General features: G+C 40.6%; 26 protein-coding genes. 11 read left to right on the plus strand and 15 right to left on the minus strand.

The window, feature by feature from the left end; all coding sequences use genetic code 11:
* Nucleotides 1-41 precede the first annotated feature (41 nt).
* From KTO58_RS27880 to mgtA, 6 genes are all read left to right on the plus strand, one after another.
* Nucleotides 42-434 (plus strand): RidA family protein, encoded by a 393-nt coding sequence (locus tag KTO58_RS27880; RefSeq protein ID WP_095836264.1) that lies wholly within the window; start codon nucleotides 42-44, stop codon nucleotides 432-434.
* A 1-nt stretch (nucleotide 435) separates the two neighbouring features.
* On the plus strand, nucleotides 436-681 hold the full coding sequence (locus KTO58_RS29010) for a YdeI/OmpD-associated family protein (RefSeq protein WP_503827220.1): 246 nt from the start codon (nucleotides 436-438) through the stop codon (nucleotides 679-681).
* A complete protein-coding gene (locus KTO58_RS27885) occupies nucleotides 632-1,528 on the plus strand; it encodes a response regulator transcription factor (protein WP_225859951.1) in 897 nt (298 codons plus the stop codon). The genes KTO58_RS29010 and KTO58_RS27885 overlap by 50 nt, the downstream gene beginning before the upstream one ends.
* Before the next feature lie 241 nt (nucleotides 1,529-1,769).
* Entirely contained in the window at nucleotides 1,770-2,474 is a 705-nt protein-coding gene (locus KTO58_RS27890; protein WP_095836263.1) for an MgtC/SapB family protein, read from the plus strand.
* A complete protein-coding gene (locus tag KTO58_RS27895; RefSeq protein WP_095836262.1) occupies nucleotides 2,475-3,029 on the plus strand; it encodes a hypothetical protein in 555 nt (184 codons plus the stop codon).
* Nucleotides 3,030-3,042: 13 nt separating this feature from the next.
* Nucleotides 3,043-5,748 carry a magnesium-translocating P-type ATPase gene (gene mgtA / locus KTO58_RS27900; RefSeq protein ID WP_095836261.1) on the plus strand — a complete coding sequence of 902 codons (2,706 nt, stop codon included), beginning with the start codon at nucleotides 3,043-3,045 and terminating at the stop codon, nucleotides 5,746-5,748.
* Between the two features lie 1,014 nt (nucleotides 5,749-6,762).
* Here mgtA and KTO58_RS27905 read toward each other — a convergent pair.
* The 3 genes from KTO58_RS27905 to KTO58_RS27915 form a co-directional block, all read right to left on the minus strand.
* Nucleotides 6,763-7,095, minus strand: coding sequence for an ArsR/SmtB family transcription factor (locus KTO58_RS27905; RefSeq protein WP_095836259.1), 333 nt, complete (start codon nucleotides 7,093-7,095; stop codon nucleotides 6,763-6,765).
* 1,438 nt (nucleotides 7,096-8,533) lie between these two features.
* Nucleotides 8,534-9,283, minus strand: coding sequence for a hypothetical protein (locus KTO58_RS27910; RefSeq protein ID WP_095836258.1), 750 nt, complete (start codon nucleotides 9,281-9,283; stop codon nucleotides 8,534-8,536).
* Between the two features lie 4 nt (nucleotides 9,284-9,287).
* Nucleotides 9,288-10,406 (minus strand): hypothetical protein, encoded by a 1,119-nt coding sequence (locus tag KTO58_RS27915; RefSeq protein WP_095836257.1) that lies wholly within the window; start codon nucleotides 10,404-10,406, stop codon nucleotides 9,288-9,290.
* 177 nt (nucleotides 10,407-10,583) lie between these two features.
* Here KTO58_RS27915 and KTO58_RS27920 point away from each other — a divergent pair, with 177 nt between their 5' ends.
* Complete coding sequence (locus KTO58_RS27920) at nucleotides 10,584-11,132, plus strand: hypothetical protein (RefSeq protein ID WP_095836256.1); 549 nt, start codon at nucleotides 10,584-10,586, stop codon at nucleotides 11,130-11,132.
* Between the two features lie 60 nt (nucleotides 11,133-11,192).
* Nucleotides 11,193-11,597, plus strand: coding sequence for a hypothetical protein (locus KTO58_RS27925; protein WP_095836255.1), 405 nt, complete (start codon nucleotides 11,193-11,195; stop codon nucleotides 11,595-11,597).
* A gap of 236 nt (nucleotides 11,598-11,833) precedes the next feature.
* Here the strand turns inward: KTO58_RS27925 and KTO58_RS27930 are convergent, their stop codons facing one another.
* From KTO58_RS27930 to KTO58_RS27970, 9 genes are all read right to left on the minus strand, one after another.
* The gene (locus KTO58_RS27930) at nucleotides 11,834-12,640 is read right to left on the minus strand and encodes a PRTRC system ThiF family protein (RefSeq protein WP_095836254.1); all 807 of its coding nucleotides are present in this window, start codon (nucleotides 12,638-12,640) and stop codon (nucleotides 11,834-11,836) included.
* Entirely contained in the window at nucleotides 12,637-13,353 is a 717-nt protein-coding gene (locus tag KTO58_RS27935) for a PRTRC system protein B (protein WP_095836253.1), read from the minus strand. The genes KTO58_RS27930 and KTO58_RS27935 overlap by 4 nt, the downstream gene beginning before the upstream one ends.
* Nucleotides 13,354-13,363: 10 nt before the next feature.
* On the minus strand, nucleotides 13,364-14,518 hold the full coding sequence (locus KTO58_RS27940; RefSeq protein ID WP_095836252.1) for a hypothetical protein: 1,155 nt from the start codon (nucleotides 14,516-14,518) through the stop codon (nucleotides 13,364-13,366).
* Nucleotides 14,519-14,535: 17 nt separating this feature from the next.
* Nucleotides 14,536-14,754, minus strand: a complete 219-nt coding sequence (locus KTO58_RS27945; RefSeq protein ID WP_095836251.1) for a PRTRC system protein C — start codon at nucleotides 14,752-14,754, stop codon at nucleotides 14,536-14,538.
* A gap of 18 nt (nucleotides 14,755-14,772) precedes the next feature.
* The gene (locus KTO58_RS27950) at nucleotides 14,773-15,366 is read right to left on the minus strand and encodes a prtrc system protein e (RefSeq protein ID WP_225859952.1); all 594 of its coding nucleotides are present in this window, start codon (nucleotides 15,364-15,366) and stop codon (nucleotides 14,773-14,775) included.
* Nucleotides 15,367-15,431: 65 nt separating this feature from the next.
* Entirely contained in the window at nucleotides 15,432-15,665 is a 234-nt protein-coding gene (locus KTO58_RS27955) for a hypothetical protein (RefSeq protein WP_095836250.1), read from the minus strand.
* 11 nt (nucleotides 15,666-15,676) lie between these two features.
* The gene (locus KTO58_RS27960) at nucleotides 15,677-16,054 is read right to left on the minus strand and encodes a hypothetical protein (protein ID WP_095836249.1); all 378 of its coding nucleotides are present in this window, start codon (nucleotides 16,052-16,054) and stop codon (nucleotides 15,677-15,679) included.
* A gap of 56 nt (nucleotides 16,055-16,110) precedes the next feature.
* Nucleotides 16,111-17,184 carry a DUF932 domain-containing protein gene (locus tag KTO58_RS27965; protein ID WP_095836248.1) on the minus strand — a complete coding sequence of 358 codons (1,074 nt, stop codon included), beginning with the start codon at nucleotides 17,182-17,184 and terminating at the stop codon, nucleotides 16,111-16,113.
* A gap of 39 nt (nucleotides 17,185-17,223) precedes the next feature.
* Nucleotides 17,224-17,613: a single-stranded DNA-binding protein gene (locus tag KTO58_RS27970; RefSeq protein WP_095841363.1), complete on the minus strand. Its 390-nt coding sequence runs from the start codon at nucleotides 17,611-17,613 to the stop codon at nucleotides 17,224-17,226.
* Between the two features lie 560 nt (nucleotides 17,614-18,173).
* On the opposite strand from KTO58_RS27970, the gene KTO58_RS27975 reads away from it, so the two are divergent.
* The 3 genes from KTO58_RS27975 to KTO58_RS28845 are packed head-to-tail and all read left to right on the plus strand — an operon-like array spanning nucleotide 18,174 to nucleotide 19,374.
* Complete coding sequence (locus KTO58_RS27975) at nucleotides 18,174-18,545, plus strand: ArsR/SmtB family transcription factor (RefSeq protein WP_095836247.1); 372 nt, start codon at nucleotides 18,174-18,176, stop codon at nucleotides 18,543-18,545.
* On the plus strand, nucleotides 18,542-19,159 hold the full coding sequence (gene merTP / locus KTO58_RS27980) for a mercuric transport protein MerTP (RefSeq protein ID WP_095836246.1): 618 nt from the start codon (nucleotides 18,542-18,544) through the stop codon (nucleotides 19,157-19,159). Before KTO58_RS27975 ends, merTP begins: the two co-directional genes overlap by 4 nt.
* A gap of 2 nt (nucleotides 19,160-19,161) precedes the next feature.
* The gene (locus tag KTO58_RS28845; protein ID WP_095836245.1) at nucleotides 19,162-19,374 is read left to right on the plus strand and encodes a GDCCVxC domain-containing (seleno)protein; all 213 of its coding nucleotides are present in this window, start codon (nucleotides 19,162-19,164) and stop codon (nucleotides 19,372-19,374) included.
* Nucleotides 19,375-19,427: 53 nt separating this feature from the next.
* On the opposite strand, the gene mobC is transcribed toward KTO58_RS28845, so the two are convergent.
* The 3 genes from mobC to KTO58_RS27995 are packed head-to-tail and all read right to left on the minus strand — an operon-like array spanning nucleotide 19,428 to nucleotide 23,121.
* On the minus strand, nucleotides 19,428-21,425 hold the full coding sequence (gene mobC / locus KTO58_RS27985) for a conjugal transfer protein MobC (RefSeq protein WP_095836244.1): 1,998 nt from the start codon (nucleotides 21,423-21,425) through the stop codon (nucleotides 19,428-19,430).
* Nucleotides 21,426-21,436: 11 nt separating this feature from the next.
* Entirely contained in the window at nucleotides 21,437-22,744 is a 1,308-nt protein-coding gene (locus KTO58_RS27990) for a relaxase/mobilization nuclease domain-containing protein (RefSeq protein WP_095836243.1), read from the minus strand.
* Nucleotides 22,732-23,121 carry a plasmid mobilization protein gene (locus tag KTO58_RS27995; RefSeq protein ID WP_095836242.1) on the minus strand — a complete coding sequence of 130 codons (390 nt, stop codon included), beginning with the start codon at nucleotides 23,119-23,121 and terminating at the stop codon, nucleotides 22,732-22,734. The genes KTO58_RS27990 and KTO58_RS27995 overlap by 13 nt, the downstream gene beginning before the upstream one ends.
* Nucleotides 23,122-23,160 lie beyond the last annotated feature (39 nt).

Raw genomic sequence — 23,160 nt, forward strand, 5'->3', positions numbered from 1 at the left:
TTTAGCTTTGCACTATCAATAATAAAAACATAGTCAATAAAATGGAAAAGCAAATTTTTAACCCTTGGGAATGGGGTAGAAACACAAATTCGGCACAAGCCGTTGAAGTGAAAAACGTAGCAGGAACACTCTACTGTTCCGGGCAGGTGGCTATAGATGCCAATGGTATTCCTAGCAGTGCAGATATGCGCTCACAGCTTATTCAAACCATCCAGAACCTCGAAGAGCTGATAAAAGAATCCGGTTACGAATGTAAGAATATCGTAAGGCTGAATGTTTATACAACATCAACACAAGATTTTTTTACAACCTGTATGGACATTTATGTGCCTTTTATCCAAAAATACAACATCCAGCAAGCCACTACCTTGCTTGGTGTTAAAGAGTTATTTGCCACTTTAACCATAGAACTTGAAGCAACAGTTGTAAAGTAATATGCAGGGAACTGAAGTTTTTTATCCGACAAGCCTTGCAGCGTGGCGAAAATGGTTAGAAAAGAACCATCTTTCGAAACAAGCTGTATGGCTTGTCTCCTATACTAAAGCATCAGGCAAACCCTCTGTATCCTGGAGCGATGCCGTTGATGTAGCCCTGTGTTTTGGATGGATAGATAGTACGAAGATGAAGATAGATGAAGAAATCGCACATCAGTTTTTCAGCAAACCCGGCAAAAACATATAGAAGAAATCGCTGTGCATGCGGGGCAAAAAAAGAAACCGCGCCAGTTTTAGGCGTTCAGAAAATCGCTATGGCAGCTTGGCTTGAGAATGGTGGAATGATATGCATTCTGCCCATTTTTATTGGTACTTATATCGCAAATCGTCATCTAAAGTGTAAATTTGTATTAATGAAAATATTAATAATAGAGGACGATCAAAGAGTGGCCGGTCTGATCAAAAGAGGATTGGATAAACAGGATTTCGCCGTAACTGTGGCCTACGATGGTCTTTCCGGGAAGAAGTTATCGTTGCAGGGTGATTTTGATCTTATTATAACCGATATAATATTGCCTAAAATAGATGGTATAGACCTTTGTAAGCTGATCAGGCAAACAATGCCGGATATGCCGATTATCATGCTTACGGCCCTTGGTACTACCGATGATAAGGTAGAAGGTTTCGATGCAGGAGCGGATGATTATTTGGTAAAACCATTTGAGATGCGGGAACTTATTGCGCGTGTGCAGGCGTTATTGAAACGAAAGAAGAAATCAGCCGCCGGCTATGCTTTTGTTTTAAGATATGATGAACTGGAAATGAACCTCAATACAAAGATAGTAAGACGGGAGGGGAAAGAGATAAAACTGACACCAAAGGAGTTTAAGTTGCTGGAATATATGATGCAGCATCCTGATAGGGTGTTATCACGTGTAGAAATTGCTGATAAAGTGTGGGAAACCCATTTTGATACAGGTACAAACTTTATTGACGTGTACATCAATTATCTCCGCAAAAAGATAGACCGGGACTTTACCAGAAAACTTATTCATACCCGCTCAGGAATGGGGTTTATTTTGAAAGCCGAATAATGAAATGAAGGAAGACGATATTCTCCTTGCTACAGGTCACACTGATATTACTTTACCCTGTTTGTAACCATTGTTTGCGGCTTGACCAACGCCACGTTATAGAATGGCACATATCTATGTTTTCCTTCGCTTGCCAGACGCGCTCTGATAAAATTCTAATTTTTTTCTGTTGGACTTCTAACTGCTTTTACGCCGTTATATCCGGAATTTTGCTCCCGTTTCAGCAAATTAATCCGGGAAAATGGAAGTTTTACAATTTTCTACCAGGCTGCTTGTTGCCCTGGCATTCGGTGCTGCAATTGGTGTGGAACGTCAATGGCGGCAGAAAAGTGCGGGGCTCAGAACGAACACACTGGTTTCAATGGGGTCGGCTGCTTTTGTCCTGCTATCAATAAAAATCGGCGGAGATGCCACTGGCAGAATAGCTTCCTATGTGGTGAGTGGTATTGGTTTTCTGGGTGCAGGTGTTATCATGAAGGATGGCCTAAACGTTCAGGGGCTTAATACAGCGGCAACAATCTGGTGTTCTGCTGCCGTAGGTGCATTGTGTGGAGTAGGAATGATTTCGGAAGGTGGGATTGTTTCAGCTGCTGTCATGCTCACGCATATTATACTACGCCCGGTAGATATGCGGCTAAGCCGGGCAACCTTTACCAAATTGATGGCTGTACAAACAGATTATCTTTTCACTATTAGATGTAAAACAGATGTGGAAAACCACATTAGAGTATTACTGATGCAAATGCTCAGCAATGACGAAAAGTTACTGCTTAAATCGCTGTCAAGTGATGAGAATATCGGCTTGTCTGACGTGGTCATCACTGCTGAAATAAAATCGGGTACGCCACGGGATAGCTTTATGGAACAAGTTGCCAGCCGGTTAACTATAGAAGATAAGGTGACAAAGGTAAGCTGGGAAATTACTGGAACACAAACAGATCTGTGAATGATTACAGCCAGCTATATACCGGCGATCCTTGTTGTTGTCGGAATTGCGTCGGACAATCTCATGCTTTCTGCCATGAGCGGACGTCTTACCGGCACGATAAAGCCAGGGAAATTGCCTGTCCTGTTATTTATGCTCTTAAACATGCAAATGGTTTTTTTTAAGTATGGTAACTGGCTGGCAAAAATTGTGCTAAGTAGAGCCCACGAAGTGGGCAAATGGATGGCGCTTTCACTGCTGGCAGCTACTGCAGTCAGGATGTATCAGGAACTCAGATTATGGCGAAATGGGAAAATCGGCATCTCGTTCGGGCTGAATGGTTTTGTAGAAATTGCTTTAGCTACATCTGTTTATGTGTTTGTATCGGGCTTTTCTCTGTCCGCTTTGGAAATACCTGATTGCGCTGCTTTCCTCCTCAGCATGACAGCCCAGGCTATAATATTGATAATTGGTTGGTCTGCCGGAAAAGGCAATCGGCTGAAAGTACTGCCTTGGGTAAAAAAAGTATTACTGGTAATGATGGTTATAGGAATTGTGCTATTTATTATTCAATAGAAAAAAGGACGATATGAAGAAGTGGCAAGAAAAACTAAGGCCCTCTTTTCATTCTACTATTAGTGAGAGTGGAATGCATGTAGGTACTGTATTAAAGCTACAGAATGCTTCGAAACAGGATGAGAAATTTGTATATGCTATGCTCGAAAGCAGTGAGGATGGTATAACAAAGGTTACAGCAGATGAACGCTTGTTAAAATTTGGCTATAATGAAGTGCAACATCAAAAGGCATTGCGCTGGTATGTGCAGTTGTTGCATGCATTTCTTAATCCATTTATATACATACTTCTTAGTATTGCTGCTGTATCATTTATTATAGATGTTTGGCTGCCACCAGAGAAGGAACGTGATTTTAAAACCGTGATGGTAGTTTCTATAATGGTCGTGGTAAGTGCTTTGCTAAGATTTATACAGGAATATAGAAGTAATAAGGCTGCAGAGAAGCTGAAAAGCATGGTGAAAACAACCGCTACCGTTTTACGGAAATTTGATCGAAAGATAGAGTTGCCCATCAGTGAACTGGCTCCCGGAGATGTAGTTTTTTTGTCAGCAGGAGATATGGTGCCTGCAGATTGCCGTATACTACGCAGCAAGGATCTTTTCGTGAGTGAAAGTATGCTTACCGGTGAAGCCTTGCCTGTGGAAAAAAGCAACTTAGCTATACGGGACGCGGATAAAAAGCAACCGACTGAATTGAATAACCTTGCCTTTATGGGAACTAATGTTGTCAGCGGTTCAGCTACAGCTATAATTGTAGCGACAGGAAGTTATACCTATTTCGGCAGTATCAGTAAGTCAATTACAGGAGAACGTCCTGAAACAAGTTTTGATAAAGGGATTAATAAGATCAGTTTTTTACTTATCCGCTTTATGTTAGTGATGGTGCCCGTTATTTTCCTGGCAAATGGACTGATAAAAGGTAATTGGGCGGAGGCATTGCTGTTTGCTATTGCAGTAGCAGTTGGATTAACACCTGAGATGCTTCCGATGATAGTGACGGCAAATCTGGCCAAAGGTGCCGTCAATATGAGCAAACGTAAGGTGATCGTAAAGCGTCTTAATTCCATTCAAAATATCGGGGCTATGGATATTTTGTGTACTGACAAAACAGGGACATTAACGCTTGACAAGATCGTGCTTGAAAAGCATCTGAATGTTTTCGGTATTGAAGATGATGAAGTGCTAAAATGGGCTTACCTCAACAGCTTCCACCAAACGGGACTTAAGAACTTATTGGATAAAGCAGTATTGGAACATGTTGAGCTTCACGATTATTTGAAGGTGGAAGAGTACTTTGTAAAAGTTGATGAAATTCCCTTTGACTTTCAGCGCAGACGTATGTCGGTGATCCTGAAAATGCGAAACGGAAAGCACTTGCTTATTTGCAAGGGGGCTGTAGAAGAGATGCTGGAACTATGTAGCAGTGCCTTTAGTCCCGGTGAGGATAGGAGTCTGCACATTGAAAATGATAAAATTGTGCCGATGGATGATAGTTGGCGAGATGTTGTATTGCATACATCTAAAAAAATGAATGAAGAGGGATTAAGGGTATTACTGGTAGCTATCCGGGAATTTGATGGTACACATCCACTGACATATTCTGTAGGCGACGAAAAAAATATGACATTAACAGGCTTTATCGGATTTCTTGACCCCGCAAAACCATCTTCAAAACCTGCTATTGAAGCCTTGCAGAAATTAGGTGTCGGTATAAAAGTCCTTACCGGAGATAACGAAACAGTAACGCAGAAAATATGTAGCGATATAGGTATTCCTGTTCAACATATTATCAATGGCAGCGATCTCGAAAAGATGGATGATAAGGATTTACAGGAGCAAATTGATAGTGTGTCTGTATTTGCTAAGTTAAGCCCGCTTCAGAAGGTTAGGGTGGTAAAGGCGTTGCGAAGCAAAGGCCATACCGTAGGCTTTATGGGGGATGGTATAAATGATGCAGCAGCATTAAAGGAAGCTGATGTAGGTATCAGCGTCGATACTGCCGTTGATATCACTAAAGAGAGCGCCGATATCATCCTGCTAGAAAAGGACCTGTTGGTACTGCGTAAGGGGGTGATCTATGGACGTCGGACATTCGGAAATATCATTAAATACATAAAAATGACAGCCAGTAGCAATTTCGGCAATATGTTTAGTATGCTGGGGGCTAGTATATTTCTACCCTTTTTACCTATGTTACCTATTCACCTGCTGGTACAAAACCTACTGTACGATATTTCGCAGGTATCTATTCCATGGGATAGAATGGATGAGGATTTCTTAACACAGCCCAAAAAGTGGGATGCAAGAAATGTTTCAAAATTCATGTTGTTCATAGGGCCCATAAGTTCCATTTTTGATTTTGCAATGTTTGCAGTGATGTTTTATATCTTTAAAGCGAACTCACCTGAGCATCAAACACTTTTTCAAAGTGGTTGGTTTATTGAGGGCTTGTTGTCACAAACGCTTATCATACACATGATACGCACGCGCCAAATACCCTTTGTACAAAGTTGGGCGGCAATGCCCGTAGTAGCGCTGACTACGCTGATCATGCTGATAGGCATTGCTATTCCGTTCTCTCCTTTTGCCGCAGCATTAAAAATGCAACCATTACCTATTGGGTATTTTCCGTGGCTAATCGGAATATTGCTGTCTTACTGTATATTGACTCAGCTGGTAAAAACTTGGTTCATCAGACGTTTTCATACCTGGTTATAGTATGTACATCATCACCATCACGCTCCCATGACGGATAGAAACATGCCGTGTAGCGCAGACGGGTTTGTATGTGTATGCGAAACATATTGCAATGTAGGGGCACCGGCATACCTTATCTTGTAAGGTACAAACCCGAAAAATATGAAAGTACAGGAAAAGTTTCCGGCAGTATCTGGTAATGAAATGAAAACCATTAACGTTGGCCTGCATTTGCATAAACCATCCCGAAGATAGCGGTGAATGTGTTTAGAAATAGAAGTTTAGGGTAGATTTAGTTATGAAAGTACTTGAGAAATCCACGTAGAATTACATACAGAAGTGAAAGCTACATTCAGGATAGATTACCGACTGAATGCAGTTTTTCCTCTATAATATAGAACAGATTGTGCAGTACAATAAATATTCTTTAATCTTAAAAATAAAACCAATGAAAAATTTGGAACAATTCTCCCTGGTATCACGTACTGAGATGAAAACCATAAAAGGTGGAGGAAAACAAATATTAGCTCCCCAGTGCTATTTTTTTTATTGCGATCGCCTAGGCTCGTGCCCTTCTATTAGGTGCGTTTGTGTACCATCGGGCGAATTTGACTTTTTTTGCATGGATAAATGAGTGCAATGACATTTTGATGTATCATTCTCGGGAGTAGAAAGCGTAGCAGCGATATCCTTTTGTAATACTTTGGCATATAAAAGATGCAACGGATAGCCTGACCTACTGTTTGATGGTAGTGTTTCTACTACGCAACGTAAGCGAGCTTGATAATACTAAAAAATTCGTTTTTGTAGTGAAGATAGACTGTTCTCCGGGTTTCTATTAAGGAAATATTCCGTTTGTCTTTCGAATTTTGGTTTACCATTAATTAATCAATTAGAAACAATTAAATAACTAAACCCTTGAATAACCGTCGGCCTACTTTGCTGTTGTCGGCTACGTCCCTCTATGCAAAATAATGAGAGCTCCTTGATGATGCTTAGTATAATTACGTTCGATAATCAGTATTTTATTAGCTATTATTTTGATTCGTTATTATTGTTAATGTTGTTAAGAAACTTACTCAATGCGTCAAATTTGGTTTCCCAAAATTGTTTGTACTGTGTTATCCATTCGTTTACTTCATTTAGCTTTTCCAATCTTGCTTCGCAAATACGTTCACGTCCTTGTTGCTTCATATTCAGCAAACCACACTCTGTTAATATTTTTAAATGTAGTGATATGGCTTGTCGACTAACATCAAACTGTTCCGCAATGGTGTTGACATTGACAGGTTGCTTTGCAATCATACCGATAATAGCTCTTCTCGTCGGATCTGCAATAGCCTGAAATACGTCTCTTCGTGCTTCCATGATACGCAAGTATTTACTTGCAAAAATAGCAAAGAGCGACGACAAATGAAATTGTAAGCTGAGAAAGAGAACGAAAAAAAGCGGAGAAAATCCGAACCGTCATTAAGAAAGAACAGCAGGATAATCGGGGGTATGCAGAGAACTCCTCCCTTTTTGATAAGATAAGCCGTGCATGATCCGCACGCTTGGGTGTTAGGCCGCGCCTAAAAAATACATCATCCGGAGGCAAAACAAGTGTCGAGAACCTATTGGATGAAAAGAATATGGTAGCCTCGTGTAATTACTGCAATGCCTTTGTAGAGCAGCATGACGCCTGTTCACGGAAAAGGAAGTTTAAAAAACGGTTTGGCAAACTTCATCTACACATTCGCATCTACTTAGTCGTTCGCCACATTCGTCCCAGTTAGAACAAAGCTTTAATTGGCAGATCGATCTTACATCTACTGAAACACCACCACCCAGAATGTCCTTCATTTCAGCACGCGATACTACAGGATAATTGTTGAGGAATTTCATATTAGGAGTTTTACGCAAAGTTAAAAGTATCAGCCGAGCCTTGATTGCAGTTTGTAAAGAAACTCAAAGTAAAATGATGAATAAATAAATCAAGTTGCGGCGATTTGCCTTTTTAATCGTTAAGCTTTAGAATTGTGGGACAGTTTTTGATATTGCTTCCATCAATTTTCCATGAAGGACAAGTGTTGATTGATTGTAAAGTGCCCGTCGTAAGACTAAACTTATACATCCCATTTGAGCATATTTCAATTCTATATTGTCTAATATTAATGGTCCATTCCTTATGATAAGGTAGGGGGATTTCTATGTGTATGTTATACATGCTGCGGTTAGGATTCAATCACTTGCATTATCTTAGGTATATAACCACCAAATATGAAGACTAAAATACAATTCTCTGTAGTCTCTCGTTCCGAAATGAAGGAAGTTAGGGGCGGAGGGAAACAAAAATCAAATCCAGATTGCTGGTACTATCAATGTTTTAACGGAGCTATAGAGTGCTCATATTTAAACGGCTGCGCTTGCAAGTTAGTTGGCAGCGGCGTGTTAACATGGGCATGCGCCGCAATACCACCAAGATAGTCTTCCTATTTGAACTGGCGAAAATATTTAAGTGTTCTCCCCGTGATTTCCTTCCTAATACCCGCTCTAAAGAGATATTATCTGTACCGAATTGTAGCATTACAATATCTGTTAAGTTGGGAAAAACAATTACGCCTGATGTTAGGTAATTTGTTAGGTAGGCACAAAAAAGGCTTTCCGCATTTTACCGCTGAAAGCCTTTACTGTCTTAGTGAACCCTGTGGTACAAAACTCGAACCACTTTTTAGCGGATTTAAAGCTGTTGTGCGAACTTTAAATAAAAAATACACTCAAAATACTACAATACAATATGCTGATTTTCAATATTTAAGATACGACACTATAGCATACCAGTTTGCAGTGCGTAGTCTAATAATTCCTTACACTTTTGAATCGGGAACCCATAAATAATCCTGGTACCAGTGTGTACTGCGCAGGCAAGAGCCACAATTCTGCATTGACTATCTAAAATAGGCGCACCACTGCATCCTTCATAATCCTCGCTATCGGATATTATCTGGGGAGCCAAGAACATATAAAATTCTCCTTTAGTGCGATGGAACTTTAAACTATGTTTCAAGGTTGGTATCATGGAAAGTTGTATTCCATTATAGCTATGCCTAACTTTTCCAAAGAAACCATACCGTTCGTCTTTGGTTGGCATAGCAGCATCCTCCATAAACAACGGCAACTTTGTTGACGCTTCCACCTTAAATGCTTTAAAATCCATTTCAGGTTGCAGCAGCTCTATATTATGTTTAATTTCAGCAAACGCAATATCCAATCTTTTGCCTTGCTGTAATACCGATTCAAAGTCCTCCAGAGACATGTCTTTCGTTACCTTTATCTGATCGAAGTAACAAATACCTCCTATGGGTTGAATGATTGGCCCCCTCTTATCAAATGGTTGATTAGTCTCTAAAAAAGTGGTGTATCCTTCTGCATCAGTAACGTGCGAAACTGAAATAAAAAACCTTCGGTTTTGGTAAACGATTACACAGCAAGAACCAAAACCTTCTGGCTTGGGGTAATCTGCTTTTGCCAGAAAAACTTGAATGGATGCTCTAACCATCAATTCGGCGTCTGTCATAGAATCAGATTTTAGATGGCATTGGGTAATCAAGAGGTATGCTCAACAAGTCTTGCACCGGCTTGTCAATTACCATATAGGTCGGAAACTGTGCAAATGGGTTGTGTCGGAATGCGTGATCTACAGTTGTGGCTAAATTAGCCGTATTGGCGTTGGTAATATATACTCCTGACACTCTTGTAAACTTGGGATTATTTTTTGAACCAAAAAAACCATTTCCTGAAAGCTCTAATCTTTCATCCCGGTTGTCAGGAATATCACGCCAAGAAATTTGCAATGAGCCGTATAGCGCCTCCTGCACTTCTATAATATCAAGAGAAATACTCTGCTTATTTAGACAAATAATGTACGGAGCATTTAATGCTCCATAGCGCGTAGCTTTTGATTCCAAAGCAGTAATTATATCCTCGCTATCATTACCTATTTGGGTAACGATCGGATGAGTGCCAATGGAACGGGAATTAGTTCCACGATGTAATGGCGATTTTGGAATTAACTGCAACTCTATTTTGACTTTATCATCATCATATACAATTTTAGGCATTGCCTGAAATCCACGTTGACTTAAAAGGTCTGTATATATATCAGGATCATACGATGAAATGGCTTGGTTAAAATAACGGACGATCATTTTTCCACTTGGCTGGCTGTTATCTTTGAAAACGATTTCATCCAGTTTCAACAAAAAATTCGATGCATCAATTTTATCCAACGAATCGAGAAGTGTATTCTTTTTCCTTTCAAGCGACCGCTCATCTTGGGATCGCATTGTCATGTGTTTAACCTCGATAAATAGAAACTCCCCATCTTTTGTAGCAAGATAATCCGGACGTTTTAATGTGCCGGGAATATCAGGGTGTATTGATAATGAAAATCCCAGCTTCGTGAATAGTGTATAGATATATAACTCATAAAATGCGGCATCAAATGAGGCTTGAAATCGTGTCTTTAGGTCTTGCTTTTCATCATCGGGATAATGCGAAAACCACTTTTCAAGTAACTGTCTTATAACTTCCATGTCTTGCCTGGCACTATCGTTATAGTACTGATAGGTATCTACGTTGTATTTAGCAGGCCCATCTAATGTTCTTTCTTTCTTTTCAAAAAGTGACATATCATTCATCAGACAATTTCTTTACAGGGTTTGAATAGACTGTTGCAAAATATAATATTTTGTTCTAAATAATTAATTCACACTACCATTACCAAGTACCGACGCAATTCTAAGATTTACAGAACAGAATCTTACAACATTGGAGTGAATTGCCGTAGATTTGAAAGCATCAAATTAATCTAAAATATGCTATCACCAGATCAACAGGATTTTTATAACAGGTGGCTTCAGAAAGCCGATAATATAGTAGATGAGGATGTTGCCAGCCTTATTGATAAATACGTAACCTTATTTATCAACTATAACTTCCTGTACAATATCGTTCCGATAAAAAAAGCTCAGGAAACTGGTAATGCGAGAGAACAAGTTGGTGACAGAGCGGGAGCTACTACTTTTACAATTGATTTTCTTGGAGCTGCTGCTATTGCCCATTATTTAACACAGCAAGGACTTGACAACCAAATCCAGGCATTATATCAGGCGATGCCTCATTTCAATATTGACCTGAATAGAGGAACACCGCAGCCCAACCGCGACCAACAACTTATCAATGGATTGCAATCAGCAGTGCCTGCGACAAAAATCCTTGCTTTAATGAAAACGCTTTATTCAATCCGGTGTAACATTGTTCACGGAGAAAAGGGACTGCATCAATATCAGGAAATGCTTTTGTCACCAGCAATTCAATTATTACGAGGAATAGTACCGCTGGTGTATGCCAGAGTAAATGCTTAGATAAAGCTCCCAGACGCATAAATATAATCTCTAACAATCGTAATGATTTAAAAGTATAACATGGACGAGAACAAATTACTTGAGGTTTGCTTTATGTTAGCGGAAGACTTGATGTGGGATAAGGATTCGGCTCCTATTGAAAGGCTTCCAGAAGATATTTCTGAATTAAATGAAATGACCAATAAGTTTATTGAAATCGCAAATCAAAATTATTATCAAGTGGAGGGTTTGCCGGATGGTGATGAGATACTTATTGGTGCTATCAGGTATTTGAATGTGCAGGCAATCCCTCCACTTAGAGGAAATTATGCCTGGTTTGCTAATTCTTTAAGCACTCTTCTGGAGATTTGCAATCCCAATAGCATAGTGAGAAGCGAAGGAATACCTTTCCTTTTGAGCCTACAAAAAGGTATAATAAAACATCTGGAATGGGCTACAAAATCAGATGAAGAAGAGGAATCTTAGATGCTCATAGAAAGCAAGAACTGAAGAATTTACAAATACATAATTGCAGCCTCAAATAAGAAAGACCATCTCCAGTAATATAGATGATTAATAATGCCGCAGTCTGTTATGCGGAAACGGATGAACGGACTAAAAGGTAGTGAGGACGGTTTTGCATAAGTGGCTGCACCGCTTCTTCGCGCAGCGGTGTTCCGCCTACGGGGAAAGGAATGCCGATGCGCCGCCTGGGAGGGGCTTTAGGCGACCTTTATCGGTTGGGTGGTAAAGTTGGCAAGGTTGTGAAAGAAGCCCTTATTTTCGGTCATTCCGTTGCGGAAAAGGTTCCATAGCAGGGAGCAACCCATTTGGGCAAGGGAGGAATTAATGTACAAGTCTTGCTTTTCCAATGCTTCAGCCAGTGAACAGCTTGGGGTATTATCTGTTTCTTCAGACCGTTTCAGCAGTTCGCCATATTCATCTGTAATAAATGGCAGGCTTGCCACCGCCTGATATTTTTCAGACTTTGGTTGCTTGATACTGCCGATAGTGGATAGTAGCACCTGCCCTGTGGACTGGCTATTGCCGAAATCCATCCAATATTTGGCTTGATTGCGGTATGCCCTGTAACTATTCAGTCCTTTAAGTATCTCAGCTATTTCAAATCGTGCCTTTACGCTATCAACGCAGGAAATGTAAATACTTGCCTGTGCATGTTCGGGCAACCTGTCCAAACTATCCCTTTCAAACTTTGTGGTTTCAGCTTTCCAGTTCGTGCCAGCCCATCTGTTGGAACGGTTTATCAGGGCAACGGACTTATATAGTCCTACCTCACATTCAGCAAACCGCTGTCTGCCTAAATTGGAATCTGTTACTATATCATCATCCCAAAGCCTCACCGCTATCCCTGCATGTCCCAATTCATTCAGGCTGTAATTCATTTCTACCAATGCGGTTAGCACCTTTGAACCTGTGCCTCCAGCCCCTATCAGGTTTACCTCAATGGGGTTGGTTGGGGCAATCAGGTCGTTGTCTGTAAAATGCACTTTTATTTTGTCCGTTTTCATCGTAGTATATTTTTTATTGTCCTGTCTGTCTTTTTCAATACCTCTTTCGGAAATGGCTCTCCAGTCTTCCGCAGCTTCTTCCATAGGCTCACACAGTTACCGTGTATGGGGTTATGATTTTGCATCAGGTGACTGAAATAGCTGTTAAAGAAATAGGCTTCCCATGCGGCTGTAAATTCCTCTAATGACGCTGACCTCCTGATATTGACATCCACCGTACCCATACATACATTTCCTTCTACATAGACATTGAAAAACGGAGCATGATAAAGTGGTGTGGTTTCGGTCGGCCTCCTGTCACTTTTCAGGGCATAGATATACAGCTTTTCTTTGTTGGCTATCCAAAGTAATGCGGGTACGCTCGCATTACCATTTGAAATGCCTAACCCTTCAACGAAAAAGAGATTTTTACAGGTCGCCTTTGTAAACCACATCACAAAGCCGTTTTCAGATGGGTCTGTGTAAAGGATATTTGCAGCGATAATGCTTTTAGGTTTCAGAAAAGCCTTGTTCCTTTCGCCCGTTGTGTCCAGTGCTTTTGATAAACGCTGTGCTTCCTTAACGGTTAGGGGATGTGCATTAATGGGACTACCATTCTTATCCATATCAAAATACTCTACATAGACTTCTACATTCATTCCTTTTGCTTCATAAAATACCAAAGCCGTTTTAGGATGGTAAAGTTTGCCGATATTTTCCATTACATCTTTCATAGTAATTATTTTAATCGTTATTCAGCAGGTAACATAAATCGTCTATCAATGGGAATAACCTGTTTTCAAATTCAAGACTGCAATCGGTGATTGCTGTACCGTTAAACTTTTTTAATATGGTAGGTTCTTCTGTTGTACCACATTCATTGAACTCATTGTTTACACTTTCAGCAACCGTTTCATATAGCCATCCCTTTACATCGGCTATAAACGAGATATATTTCCTCATTGCAATTACTTCGTCCTCCTGTTCTTCTTCATCCTGTACATATTTTGCGTTTTGGAAAACCGTTGTTGCAGGATAATCAGTATAAAGTGCAAACATTCCCTTTGCTACATTCAGGCACTCCTGTTCAAAATCGTTTGTAGGTATAAATGCCTTTATCCGTTCTGCAAACACATCAAGGTTTTTACGGTTGAATATTTTCTGCTCCATCTTTTCACCGCACCATTGAGCAACCTTTAATTCCTCTTTACGGCTGTCCAATTCTGCTTCATCGTCCTGTTCAATCCAATCGGCAATCATTTCGTATTGCCAATAGAGGTAAGCATCCTCCTGCCTGTAATAAGGTATATCAGCTACATGATACAGATAAGCAAATACGGATAATAATAATCGGGCTGCTCTTTTTGTCTTCGGGTCTTTGAGCATTTTATATAACGGTATAACGGGAATATAAAACAAGGTTGTTCCAGTATTGTATTGTTCCTCGCTTATAAAAAAGGTCTTTCCCTTATCGTCCTGTACCAAACGCAAGCAATTCCAGTTTCTAATGTTCCGTTTTAAATGGTTATCCACTTCCCATACAGAAAGGGCGATATTGTAGGGATAGCCAAACGTCCTTGTATCCATAGGCTCGAAGCCGTTGTAATGCCTGGCAACTGCACACAGGGAGCAATAAAAATCAGTTTCTATTTTCTCCACTTCCGTAGCAGGTTGTACCGTTTTCATCGCCTCCAGTTTAGGCAGGAAGGTGGTTCTTAAAAAACCATTGGCAACATCTGTTGTGGTACTGACTTCCGTTTGTCCTTGCTTATTTCGTGTGCATCTTTTGTCCTTTGTACCCATGCTGTGAACTCTCCCAACTGCTTGTAGAGTTTTCTTTGCCTTTGCTTTTGGGGCATTTGAATGATGCCCGATATAATATTGTGTTGCATATTCCATTGCTTTAAATTTTAAGATTAACCTTTTGTTCCCATGACGCTTTCAAAACGATACTGCACCGTATCATCTTCAATTCGTGGTGCGGATATTTTGGCGGTGGTGAGTACTGGATAGGTATTGGCATAGAAGTTCATCACCGCTTCCACGCTCCATGAAGGTTCAGGGTCTGTAAGCCTTATATCCGTTCCGTTTTCTTTGAGCAGGAAAATCCTGTCTAAATGCTTTGCTATTAACATGACTTCTCGTTTTACAGGTTATTGATTTATTTCTTCTTCCTCAACATTCGCTTCAACGCTTTGTGGCTGTTCATCAGTTACGGGTGTTGCAGTTGCACCAAACAGGTCCGGGGCAAACTTTGAGGATAAGGATGATTTTCGTTTGCGTATGGCTTCTGCCTGTTCGGGATATTCTGAAGGGTCAGGTACTTTCATCCATGCGTCCCTGTGCTTTCCTTCTTTTTCCAGTTCATCTACTTTTTGCATCGCCTCCCTGTATTTCTTCTCTTTGGCTTCTTTTTCCTTTCGCTCCCTGTCTGTCTTTTCTTTTTCCATAGCAGATTGCTTTTTCACTTCTTCCAACTGTTTCATGAAGCCTTCCATGTCCACCATTAAACCTGAAACGGTCCGTATGGGTGTTGTTATTCGTTCAAAGAAACCGTTGTCCAGTTCTTCGGCACTTCCTCTTAGATTGAGGGGCGGTATCAGTTTCCTTGCATCGTCCCCGCACTGCTCATTGTTGAGCATAACCGATACTATCCAGTTACTTTCTGCTCCTTTCCGTATCGTTACTTGCAGGTCGCCTGTTATATTCAATGCAGCTATGCTGCTGAAAAAATTTGTCGTTTCCATTGTCAAATGTTTTTTTGTTAAAAAGAATTTCTGTACAGTCCTGTATAGTTTTATTCCGTGCTGCGTTATCTAAACAGCCATCCCCACAATCCCCACAGCAAAAGGGCTAATGCTGCCCACTTCAGCATCCATTCTATCGCAAGTGTGATTAAACCCACTAAATAGTTATTGAAATGCTGCAATCCACCTAAGCCCCTTCGGTTGAATTGTCGCATACCGACAAAGAGCCTGATTGCCAAACCGACAAAAACCATAGTCGGATAAGACATTGCCTGTAATAGTTTTATCAACGCTTCCATAACCTTGTATTTTATGGGTTAAATAATAGGTCTATGGCTAATGTAAACTTGGGATTGCTATGCTTCCTTACAGTAGTATATAAGGTCATACAATGCACCATATACAATGCGACATAGCCATCAAAAAGTTGGTCTGCAAATAAGCGGCTGTGAGTATGCAGACGTTTCCCATACTTATTTATCTTGTTCCTGACTTCCTCAACAAAGGATAGCCAGGCTTCTACTGTTAGCAACCCGTTTTCCCACTGGCTGCGTATCAACTGTTCGTCCTCCTGTATGGCAAGGCACATATTGTCGGTGTATTCCAGTAAGGCAGGAATTTCCTGCGGAAATAGTTCGTGCAGCAATTTTGCCTTCTCTATGTTTATCAAATTATCTAACGGTTTCATATACTTGTTTTTGTAAGTGGATAATAAGGACAGGCATTGCTGCCTGTCCTGTTACTTTAGCTCAGTGCAAGCACGTCTGCTCCGTCTTTTGCAAACTGGCTGCACAATTCAAATGCTCGTTGTGCTTTAGCCTGTGCTGTGCCTCCCATTACAATGGATTGCAGTTTGCTTTCATCGTCCTTGTAATTGCGTACATTCTGATAGTAACCTGTTACCGCATTGTATGCCCCGAACACTGTTCCTTTGGTAGTATTCAACTGTTGGGTATCTGCCATCATTGCATAGGCAAAGGCATCTTCCACCGTATTTTTAAAAACGGTTGACAGTTCATCCTCTGCACCTTTTTTGAGTGCGTCCAATGTTTCCTTGTTGGGGCAAAGTGCCAGTTGGATAAGTTTCTTTACTTCTTCATCACAGATACGCACCTTTGTCCATTGATTGAATATGCCCTCCAGTTGTACACTTAGCTGATTAGCCAGTCCCATTACTTTATGAGCATTTTCCAAACGTTGTTTTGCACCTGACGTGTGGCGAATACGTACCACGTTGGACATATTTCCCAATGCTGCATTGAGAGTGTTTTGACAAACGATACGTACAGGTGTAAACGCTGCGGTAATACTTCCCGTACCATCATGTGAGGTGGTCAGGAAGATGTATTTTTCTGTAACATCATCACCGTTACCTACTCGGATATAGTCAGGGAGTTTAGCCGTAATAAATATGCGCTCTCCGTTTCCTAATGCACCTGCTGTTTGATACAGGATACCATCACCACCACCTACAATAGCATCGAAAAAGGCAAAGGCATCTGCATTTTGTACTATTTGGTAATCTTTTCCTACTACGCCAAAAACCGTATTGGTATCGGTACGCATAGTTGCGAAATTGTCGGGCAACAAAATGTTACCACCTTCTTTTATTTCACCATCATCACTTATACTGATGCCTGTGCCACGAGTATATAAGGGAGATTTGATAACCTCGAAATCAAGCCCTGCGTATTTGATAGCTTCGGCACTGGTGGGATATTGCTCTACTATCTGTCCCAAATTGTGCCATGCTTTCTGCTGCACGCTAAAGAAGCTGTATTTGCCTGTACGTTCGTTATAATTAAGATTATGTGCCATGATTGTAATTTTTAAAAGTTGATAAATGAAAATGAATGATTAGAAAGGCAAATCGTCTGTGCCATTGTTTGCAGGTACTGCGGAGTCGTTTCTGTTACCACCTGCTACGGTTTCAGACCGTTTACCGCCTCCATACAATTTGATTTTTGATGTATGGAAATTGAGTGCTGCATGTGCCCCACCATCTCCACCAATCCATGCTCTTGCACTCACCCTGCCGTTGAGTTCTACCAATGTTCCTTTGGTGAGTACCTTTGCTACATTTGTTGAAATCCAGTAGGCACAGTTGAAATACTCGGTGTGTTCCACTCGTTCGCCCTGTTTGTTACGGTAGCTGTCATTCACTGCTACGGAAAAATTCACTACCTGTTTGTCGCTCGGCAAGGTGCTGATTTGTGCGTCCCTCGTTAATCTGCCAATGATGTTCATGATTTTTAATTTTAATTGTGAAACCATTTTGTTTACTTCTTTTTTCACCCGCTTGCCCTAAAAGCATTTTTCCAAAAGAAAAAACGGTAAAAAAGAAAGCAGCGACAGAGTGTAGCCGGAGGCGCGGAGAGCTATAAGTCCCGAAGGGTGCAAGCGCAGCGCAGCATTATGCGCTCGTAGCAACGAAGGCGTAACTATCTTAGCTGCCTTTTTACCCGTTTCGTTGGAAAATGCCAAAGCAGGTTGGTTGCTATCTCAACCAATCAGGCTTGTTATTCTCTTGTATAGTAAAGCATGAGGGGGATGTAAGGCGGTGAGGAACGAGCCGGTCACGACAAAGAAGGGACGGAAGCGAGGCGTACCCTGGAATGACCGACCCGAAGGGACATGCCCTTTTTAAAAAAAACATGTTTTTAAAGGTGACTTGTAGTAGGCTACGCGGATTACGTTATCTTTTGCTACACTTTAAGATACAAAGTGTTAAATTGTTAATATTAATATTTAAGTATTTGCTTAAATAAGTAACATTTATTACTTTTGCCTCGCAAACAAATTTGACAATGACAAACGATACTTGCATCAGGTTACAGGCGGACATAGACCAAATTAAAAGTTGCCGAGAAAAATTAAAGACTAACTCGAAATCATTTTTACAATTAGTACAGGTTCTTGCTTTGGCAGGAAATGAAGTACGACTGAAGATACTATTTCTGCTTGAAGAGGAAAACGAACTTTGTCCTTGCGACCTAAGTGATATTTTGGGAATGAGTATTCCTGCCGTGTCCCAACATTTACGAAAGCTAAAAGACGGGAATATTATTGAAGCCAGAAAACAAGGACAAACCATTTTCTATTCACTACACAATAAACATTTAAAAGTATTAAGATCGTTCTTTAAAATAATCAATCAACAAAATTTGGTGACAGTATGACAACGACAATAAAAAATAGTAAAGGCTGGATTGCTGGACTGTTGGCAGCAGTTGCAGCTTCTCTTTGCTGCATCACACCTGTTTTAGCTTTCTTAGGTGGTGCAAGCGGATTTGCTTCATCATTTTCGTGGGTTGAGCCGTATCGTCCATATTTAATCGGTTTGACAATTGCAGTTTTTACATTTGCGTGGTATCAAAAAATAAAACCACAAAAACAAGTTGGCTGCGACTGTGAGGCTGACAATAAAAAATCATTTTGGCAATCAAAATCGTTTTTAGTTATCGTTACTGTTGTTTCTGGATTGCTAATGGCATTTCCATACTATGCAAAAATATTTTATCCAAAGCCACAAAAAGCAAAAGTGATTGTAGTTGACAAAAGCAATATAGCAACGGTTCAATTAAACATTAATGGAATGGACTGTGAAGGTTGTACAGCACACATTAACGGCGCACTTTCAAAGGTGGATGGAGTAATTGAAGCAAACACTTATTATAAAAATGCAAATGCAATCGTAAAGTTTGACAATTCAAAAACATCAGTTGACAGTCTTTCAAATATTATAAACAACATCGGATATAAAGTAATTTCATCCACCATCATCAACAAATAAAAATGAACAAGACAGCAATACTTCAATCAGTAATCATTTGTCCTAATTGCAGACACCAAAAAGAAGAAACAATGCCCACAGACGCTTGCCAGTTTTTTTATGAATGCGAAAACTGCAAGACAAGATTAAAGCCGAAACAGGGGGACTGCTGTGTTTATTGCAGTTACGGAACAGTAAAATGTCCTCCAAAACAATTAGGAACTTCATGCTGCTGACAGAAAAAAGGATATAAAATGTAGAAGTTAAGATTTGATCCAACGAATTGTAGTCATGTCTTTTTTATTACTAAGTGGCTTAATCCCGGATCATTCAGCAACCTTTCCATTTCCGATTGAATAATGTCCTGTATATCTTCTTTTATCTGGAAATAATTACGCTGTACCATGCTGTTATCCAGCTTGCGAATCACCTCTATCTCCTTGTAGCTTTCTTCCTCTCTTTTCAGTGCATCGTGGTTATTGATAATTTCACAATGGAAGGCTTTCAGGTCTATTTTATTATCAGGATCGTCAGCTACCATGCCTACGAACTCACCGGAACTCAGTGCAGATATTTTTGAAGGCGGTATAGCGGTTTCCAGTTGCTTTGAGCGGCTGATAGAAGTATCACCGCTATTGATAGAATAACTTTCCCTATCCTGCATGATTTTCCCGAAGCGTTCGGAAAGTTGTTTGGCTGTATCACCTGTAACTTGCCCGGCTACAATGTTGCCCGTGATATTCATAATTACATCTGCCTGCTCCCTGCCATAATCTTTACGAAGCTGGCTGAAATCCTGAATACCTAAGCAAGTGGAAACCTTGTTGCTCCTTGCTGTGGCTATAAGGCTATCCATGTTGTTCAAATAGATAGTTGGGAACTCGTCAAAAACCAAACTGCTTTTCAATTTTCCTTTCTTATTGACCTGCTTTACAAGGCGTGTTACATAAAGCGAAAGCACCGCCCCATAGATCTGTATCTTTTGCGGATTATTACCCATGCAAACCACCTTCGGATCATCAGGATTATTCACATCGAGATTGAAGTCATTGCCCGATAAAACATAATACAATTGCGGTGAGGAAAGCCTTGCCATAGCCACTTTAGCAGATGCTATCTGTCCTTCTAATTGTTCCATCACATCATTCAGGTAGGCATTCAAAAACGGATTGATCAATACCTCACATTCTTTGGCAGCTTCGGTTCTGAACAATGTAAAAAGGCTGTCATAATCTGCCTGCATCAGTTCTATGACGTGTGGCAACGTGCAAAATTCTCCGTCCTTATATTTCTTCAGATACCATATCACAGCCGTCAGGAAATTAATTGGCGATTCCACGAAAAAATCGCCCTGACGCTTTATCCACTCTCTATTTAATCCCATTAAAATGGTGCGGGCTGATTCCGCAGCATCAGTAATATCGGTCATGGCTGATGGCTCCAAAGGATTGCACCGATGGCTTCTTGTTAAGTCGTCAAAATTGATCACAAAAAATCGCGGAGGCTTGGCGTACCTGTGCTTGTTTTTCAACCAGGAATTGTAGGCAATCCTTGAAAGATCATCGAACTTAAAGTCGTACACAAACATTGTAAACCCCTTACGGATATGTTGGGTAATGACGTGCCTGATTACGAAATAGGATTTACCTGCACCGGGAGTACCTAATACCATTATCGCCCTGAAAGGGTTAATGATATTTATCCAGCTATTGCGAACCTTGTTTTTAAGGCGGTAGCGTGCCGGCAGGTTGATGGAAAATTCATTTTCCAGTAAACGTTCTTCCTGCGGAAACGTCTCGTTTTCCTTGTTAAAAATATCCTTGTTGTTGAACTTGCTTTTAATGATCCGGGAAAGCAATGTACCTCCAGAAAGTATCAGTAAAAAACCTATTGCGGTAATGCTTATATAAACAATTGTCTTCTCCTGTGCAGGCAATTGAAGCATCATGGAAAGATAGCTGGCAAAATAGAGCAACAGCCCCGTTATGAGGTAGGCGAAAGCTGTTTTATAATTCAGTTTCTCATCCTTCCGGCCTTTTGCTCCGAGCAGCGAAATCACCAGAAAGCCTAAAGCAATCAGCTTGCTTTTAACAAAGTTGCTGAAGATACCTGTTCGGTAAATATTACCTAAAATACGGTCGCTGAAAGTACTGCTCAACTCCCATTCCTGAAAGGCAGCATAGCAATAATAATAGAAGTGTATCACTAAAATAACGATACTGATCAACCTGGTCATGTCCAGAATTTTCCTCAGCGCCTGTTCGTTCTCACCTGTCTGTACAGCCATTGTTTTACGTTTTATTGGTTATTGGAAATGTTCTTGTTTCTTTTTCTTTTCTTGCCTTTTTTCTTTAGCTGACCGGGTATATAATCAGCTACCTGGTCGGGTTGTATCAAGGCATCCAGTGCATTGCCAACAGGGATGCTAATTGGAGCTGGCATATGATCCTGGGGAAGCGTTTTAACGTCGCGGTCGGTCACTTGCGTAGGCTGTGTAGCTTTGCCTGCTTTTTGAGCTACCTGTGGTAATAACTCTGACTTCATCACTTCTTTCAAGCCGCATCGTTCCTGTATGGCTTTGGCACTGTATTGCTTACCCAATGCACTTCCGTTGAAGACAGTTTTGGTCTGATGATCTACGTAGGTTATGCCATATATCAACCCGGCATCATTTTGACGCAAGGCAACGTGTATGCCCTTTCTTTCGAGTTGATTTACCAGTTCGTCCAGTGTTGGCGTTTTACCAATAAACAACCTGTCTATTTCATTTTTTACGCGGCTTTTAAATGGTTGTCGTTTGGCATCATTGAGAGTAAATTTTTCTTCCAGAAATTTCAGTGTGGGCTTATTATAAAAGTCACTGGCTTTTATTGGTACGCCTACCGGCTTTCCATCCTCATCCAATATGCGGTAAACCAATCCTCCACCTTGAAAAATTCTTGAATGTTCGCTGCCCCGATCCGCCAGTACATTGTACTGTTTCAATACTGCATTTAGCTCCGGCAGACTGGTGTAGTGATATTTGAACAATACCGAATCGAGTACATTGGTGATAGCTCTTTTTGTTTCTGTACGCCCGTATTGTACCTTCTTTGCATCAATAGGTTTTAACCTGAATGCCTGCTTTCTTGCATGGGCATCGGCCACTACAAGACCAAACATTTTTTCAATCTCTTTTCTTGCAGGTTCTGACTTGCGAATGCCGAGGTGATGCAGGTCAATACGATTGCCGTTAGGCTGGATGTTAGTGGTGACTATGTGGATATGCGGGTGACCTGCGTCATGGTGCTGATAAACAAGATAAGGCTGCTCTCCAAAGCCTAATTTCTGCATATAGACGTTGGCGATTCCCATCAACTTTTCCTTGCTCAAATGTGTTTCCGAAGGGTCAAAATTGAGGGAAATATGTACGCTGTTTCGTTTAACATTCTCTCTCAGTTCTGTCCTTTTCAGCAGATAGCCTAACTTAATCTTAAGGCTCATTTCATCAGCATTCAGCGGAAAATTTTCTGCTCCGATGCACTCTGCTACACCTTCTTTAACTTTGTTCTCATTGTAGTTGAAAATACGGTGCATAGAGTGGCCAGGCTTGATCACTGCAACCATATTTCCAGTATTTTTTTTACGTTTATTCTGACCTCATCTACCTTATTGCTAAGGATATTTTTCTCCACTTCATACGCTATCAACCAGCTTTTAAATTCAGCGATCTGGCTGAGTGTATGGAGCTTTTTAACAGCTTGATTGAAGTTGTTTCCTACTGCATTTAGCTCGCTGCGAAGCCGGGTAAGCTCTGCCATTAAGTCATCCTGTGAGCTGTTACGGTAGGTTGTTACAACGGGTTTATCGAACAGGCTTCGACGTACATAATCGCTTAGCTTTCGACAGGTAGAAGCCTTCCACTTCTTTTCAATTTTAGCATACTCATCGGGTGTCAGACGCAGCCCGATAATGCGTGTCCTGTTTGAATTTTGTTCTTTCATCACTGATCATTTTCACGTTTTCAAACTCATTTTCACCTT

The organism is Chitinophaga pendula (genome assembly GCF_020386615.1).
GTDB classification, from domain to species: Bacteria; Bacteroidota; Bacteroidia; order Chitinophagales; family Chitinophagaceae; genus Chitinophaga; species Chitinophaga pendula.

Excerpts from the sequence above, each read along its gene's own strand:
- KTO58_RS27880 (WP_095836264.1), top strand. The coding sequence starts at position 42 with ATGGAAAAGCAAATTTTTAACCCTTGGGAATGGGGTAGAAACACAAAT.
- KTO58_RS29010 (WP_503827220.1), top strand. The coding sequence starts at position 436 with ATGCAGGGAACTGAAGTTTTTTATCCGACAAGCCTTGCAGCGTGGCGA.
- KTO58_RS27885 (WP_225859951.1), top strand. The coding sequence starts at position 632 with ATGAAGAAATCGCACATCAGTTTTTCAGCAAACCCGGCAAAAACATAT.
- KTO58_RS27890 (WP_095836263.1), top strand. The coding sequence starts at position 1,770 with ATGGAAGTTTTACAATTTTCTACCAGGCTGCTTGTTGCCCTGGCATTC.
- KTO58_RS27895 (WP_095836262.1), top strand. The coding sequence starts at position 2,475 with ATGATTACAGCCAGCTATATACCGGCGATCCTTGTTGTTGTCGGAATT.
- mgtA (WP_095836261.1), top strand. The coding sequence starts at position 3,043 with ATGAAGAAGTGGCAAGAAAAACTAAGGCCCTCTTTTCATTCTACTATT.
- KTO58_RS27905 (WP_095836259.1), bottom strand. The coding sequence starts at position 7,095 with ATGGAAGCACGAAGAGACGTATTTCAGGCTATTGCAGATCCGACGAGA.
- KTO58_RS27910 (WP_095836258.1), bottom strand. The coding sequence starts at position 9,283 with ATGACAGACGCCGAATTGATGGTTAGAGCATCCATTCAAGTTTTTCTG.
- KTO58_RS27915 (WP_095836257.1), bottom strand. The coding sequence starts at position 10,406 with ATGAATGATATGTCACTTTTTGAAAAGAAAGAAAGAACATTAGATGGG.
- KTO58_RS27920 (WP_095836256.1), top strand. The coding sequence starts at position 10,584 with ATGCTATCACCAGATCAACAGGATTTTTATAACAGGTGGCTTCAGAAA.
- KTO58_RS27925 (WP_095836255.1), top strand. The coding sequence starts at position 11,193 with ATGGACGAGAACAAATTACTTGAGGTTTGCTTTATGTTAGCGGAAGAC.
- KTO58_RS27930 (WP_095836254.1), bottom strand. The coding sequence starts at position 12,640 with ATGAAAACGGACAAAATAAAAGTGCATTTTACAGACAACGACCTGATT.
- KTO58_RS27935 (WP_095836253.1), bottom strand. The coding sequence starts at position 13,353 with ATGAAAGATGTAATGGAAAATATCGGCAAACTTTACCATCCTAAAACG.
- KTO58_RS27940 (WP_095836252.1), bottom strand. The coding sequence starts at position 14,518 with ATGGAATATGCAACACAATATTATATCGGGCATCATTCAAATGCCCCA.
- KTO58_RS27945 (WP_095836251.1), bottom strand. The coding sequence starts at position 14,754 with ATGTTAATAGCAAAGCATTTAGACAGGATTTTCCTGCTCAAAGAAAAC.
- KTO58_RS27950 (WP_225859952.1), bottom strand. The coding sequence starts at position 15,366 with ATGGAAACGACAAATTTTTTCAGCAGCATAGCTGCATTGAATATAACA.
- KTO58_RS27955 (WP_095836250.1), bottom strand. The coding sequence starts at position 15,665 with ATGGAAGCGTTGATAAAACTATTACAGGCAATGTCTTATCCGACTATG.
- KTO58_RS27960 (WP_095836249.1), bottom strand. The coding sequence starts at position 16,054 with ATGAAACCGTTAGATAATTTGATAAACATAGAGAAGGCAAAATTGCTG.
- KTO58_RS27965 (WP_095836248.1), bottom strand. The coding sequence starts at position 17,184 with ATGGCACATAATCTTAATTATAACGAACGTACAGGCAAATACAGCTTC.
- KTO58_RS27970 (WP_095841363.1), bottom strand. The coding sequence starts at position 17,613 with ATGAACATCATTGGCAGATTAACGAGGGACGCACAAATCAGCACCTTG.
- KTO58_RS27975 (WP_095836247.1), top strand. The coding sequence starts at position 18,174 with ATGACAAACGATACTTGCATCAGGTTACAGGCGGACATAGACCAAATT.
- merTP (WP_095836246.1), top strand. The coding sequence starts at position 18,542 with ATGACAACGACAATAAAAAATAGTAAAGGCTGGATTGCTGGACTGTTG.
- KTO58_RS28845 (WP_095836245.1), top strand. The coding sequence starts at position 19,162 with ATGAACAAGACAGCAATACTTCAATCAGTAATCATTTGTCCTAATTGC.
- mobC (WP_095836244.1), bottom strand. The coding sequence starts at position 21,425 with ATGGCTGTACAGACAGGTGAGAACGAACAGGCGCTGAGGAAAATTCTG.
- KTO58_RS27990 (WP_095836243.1), bottom strand. The coding sequence starts at position 22,744 with ATGGTTGCAGTGATCAAGCCTGGCCACTCTATGCACCGTATTTTCAAC.
- KTO58_RS27995 (WP_095836242.1), bottom strand. The coding sequence starts at position 23,121 with ATGAAAGAACAAAATTCAAACAGGACACGCATTATCGGGCTGCGTCTG.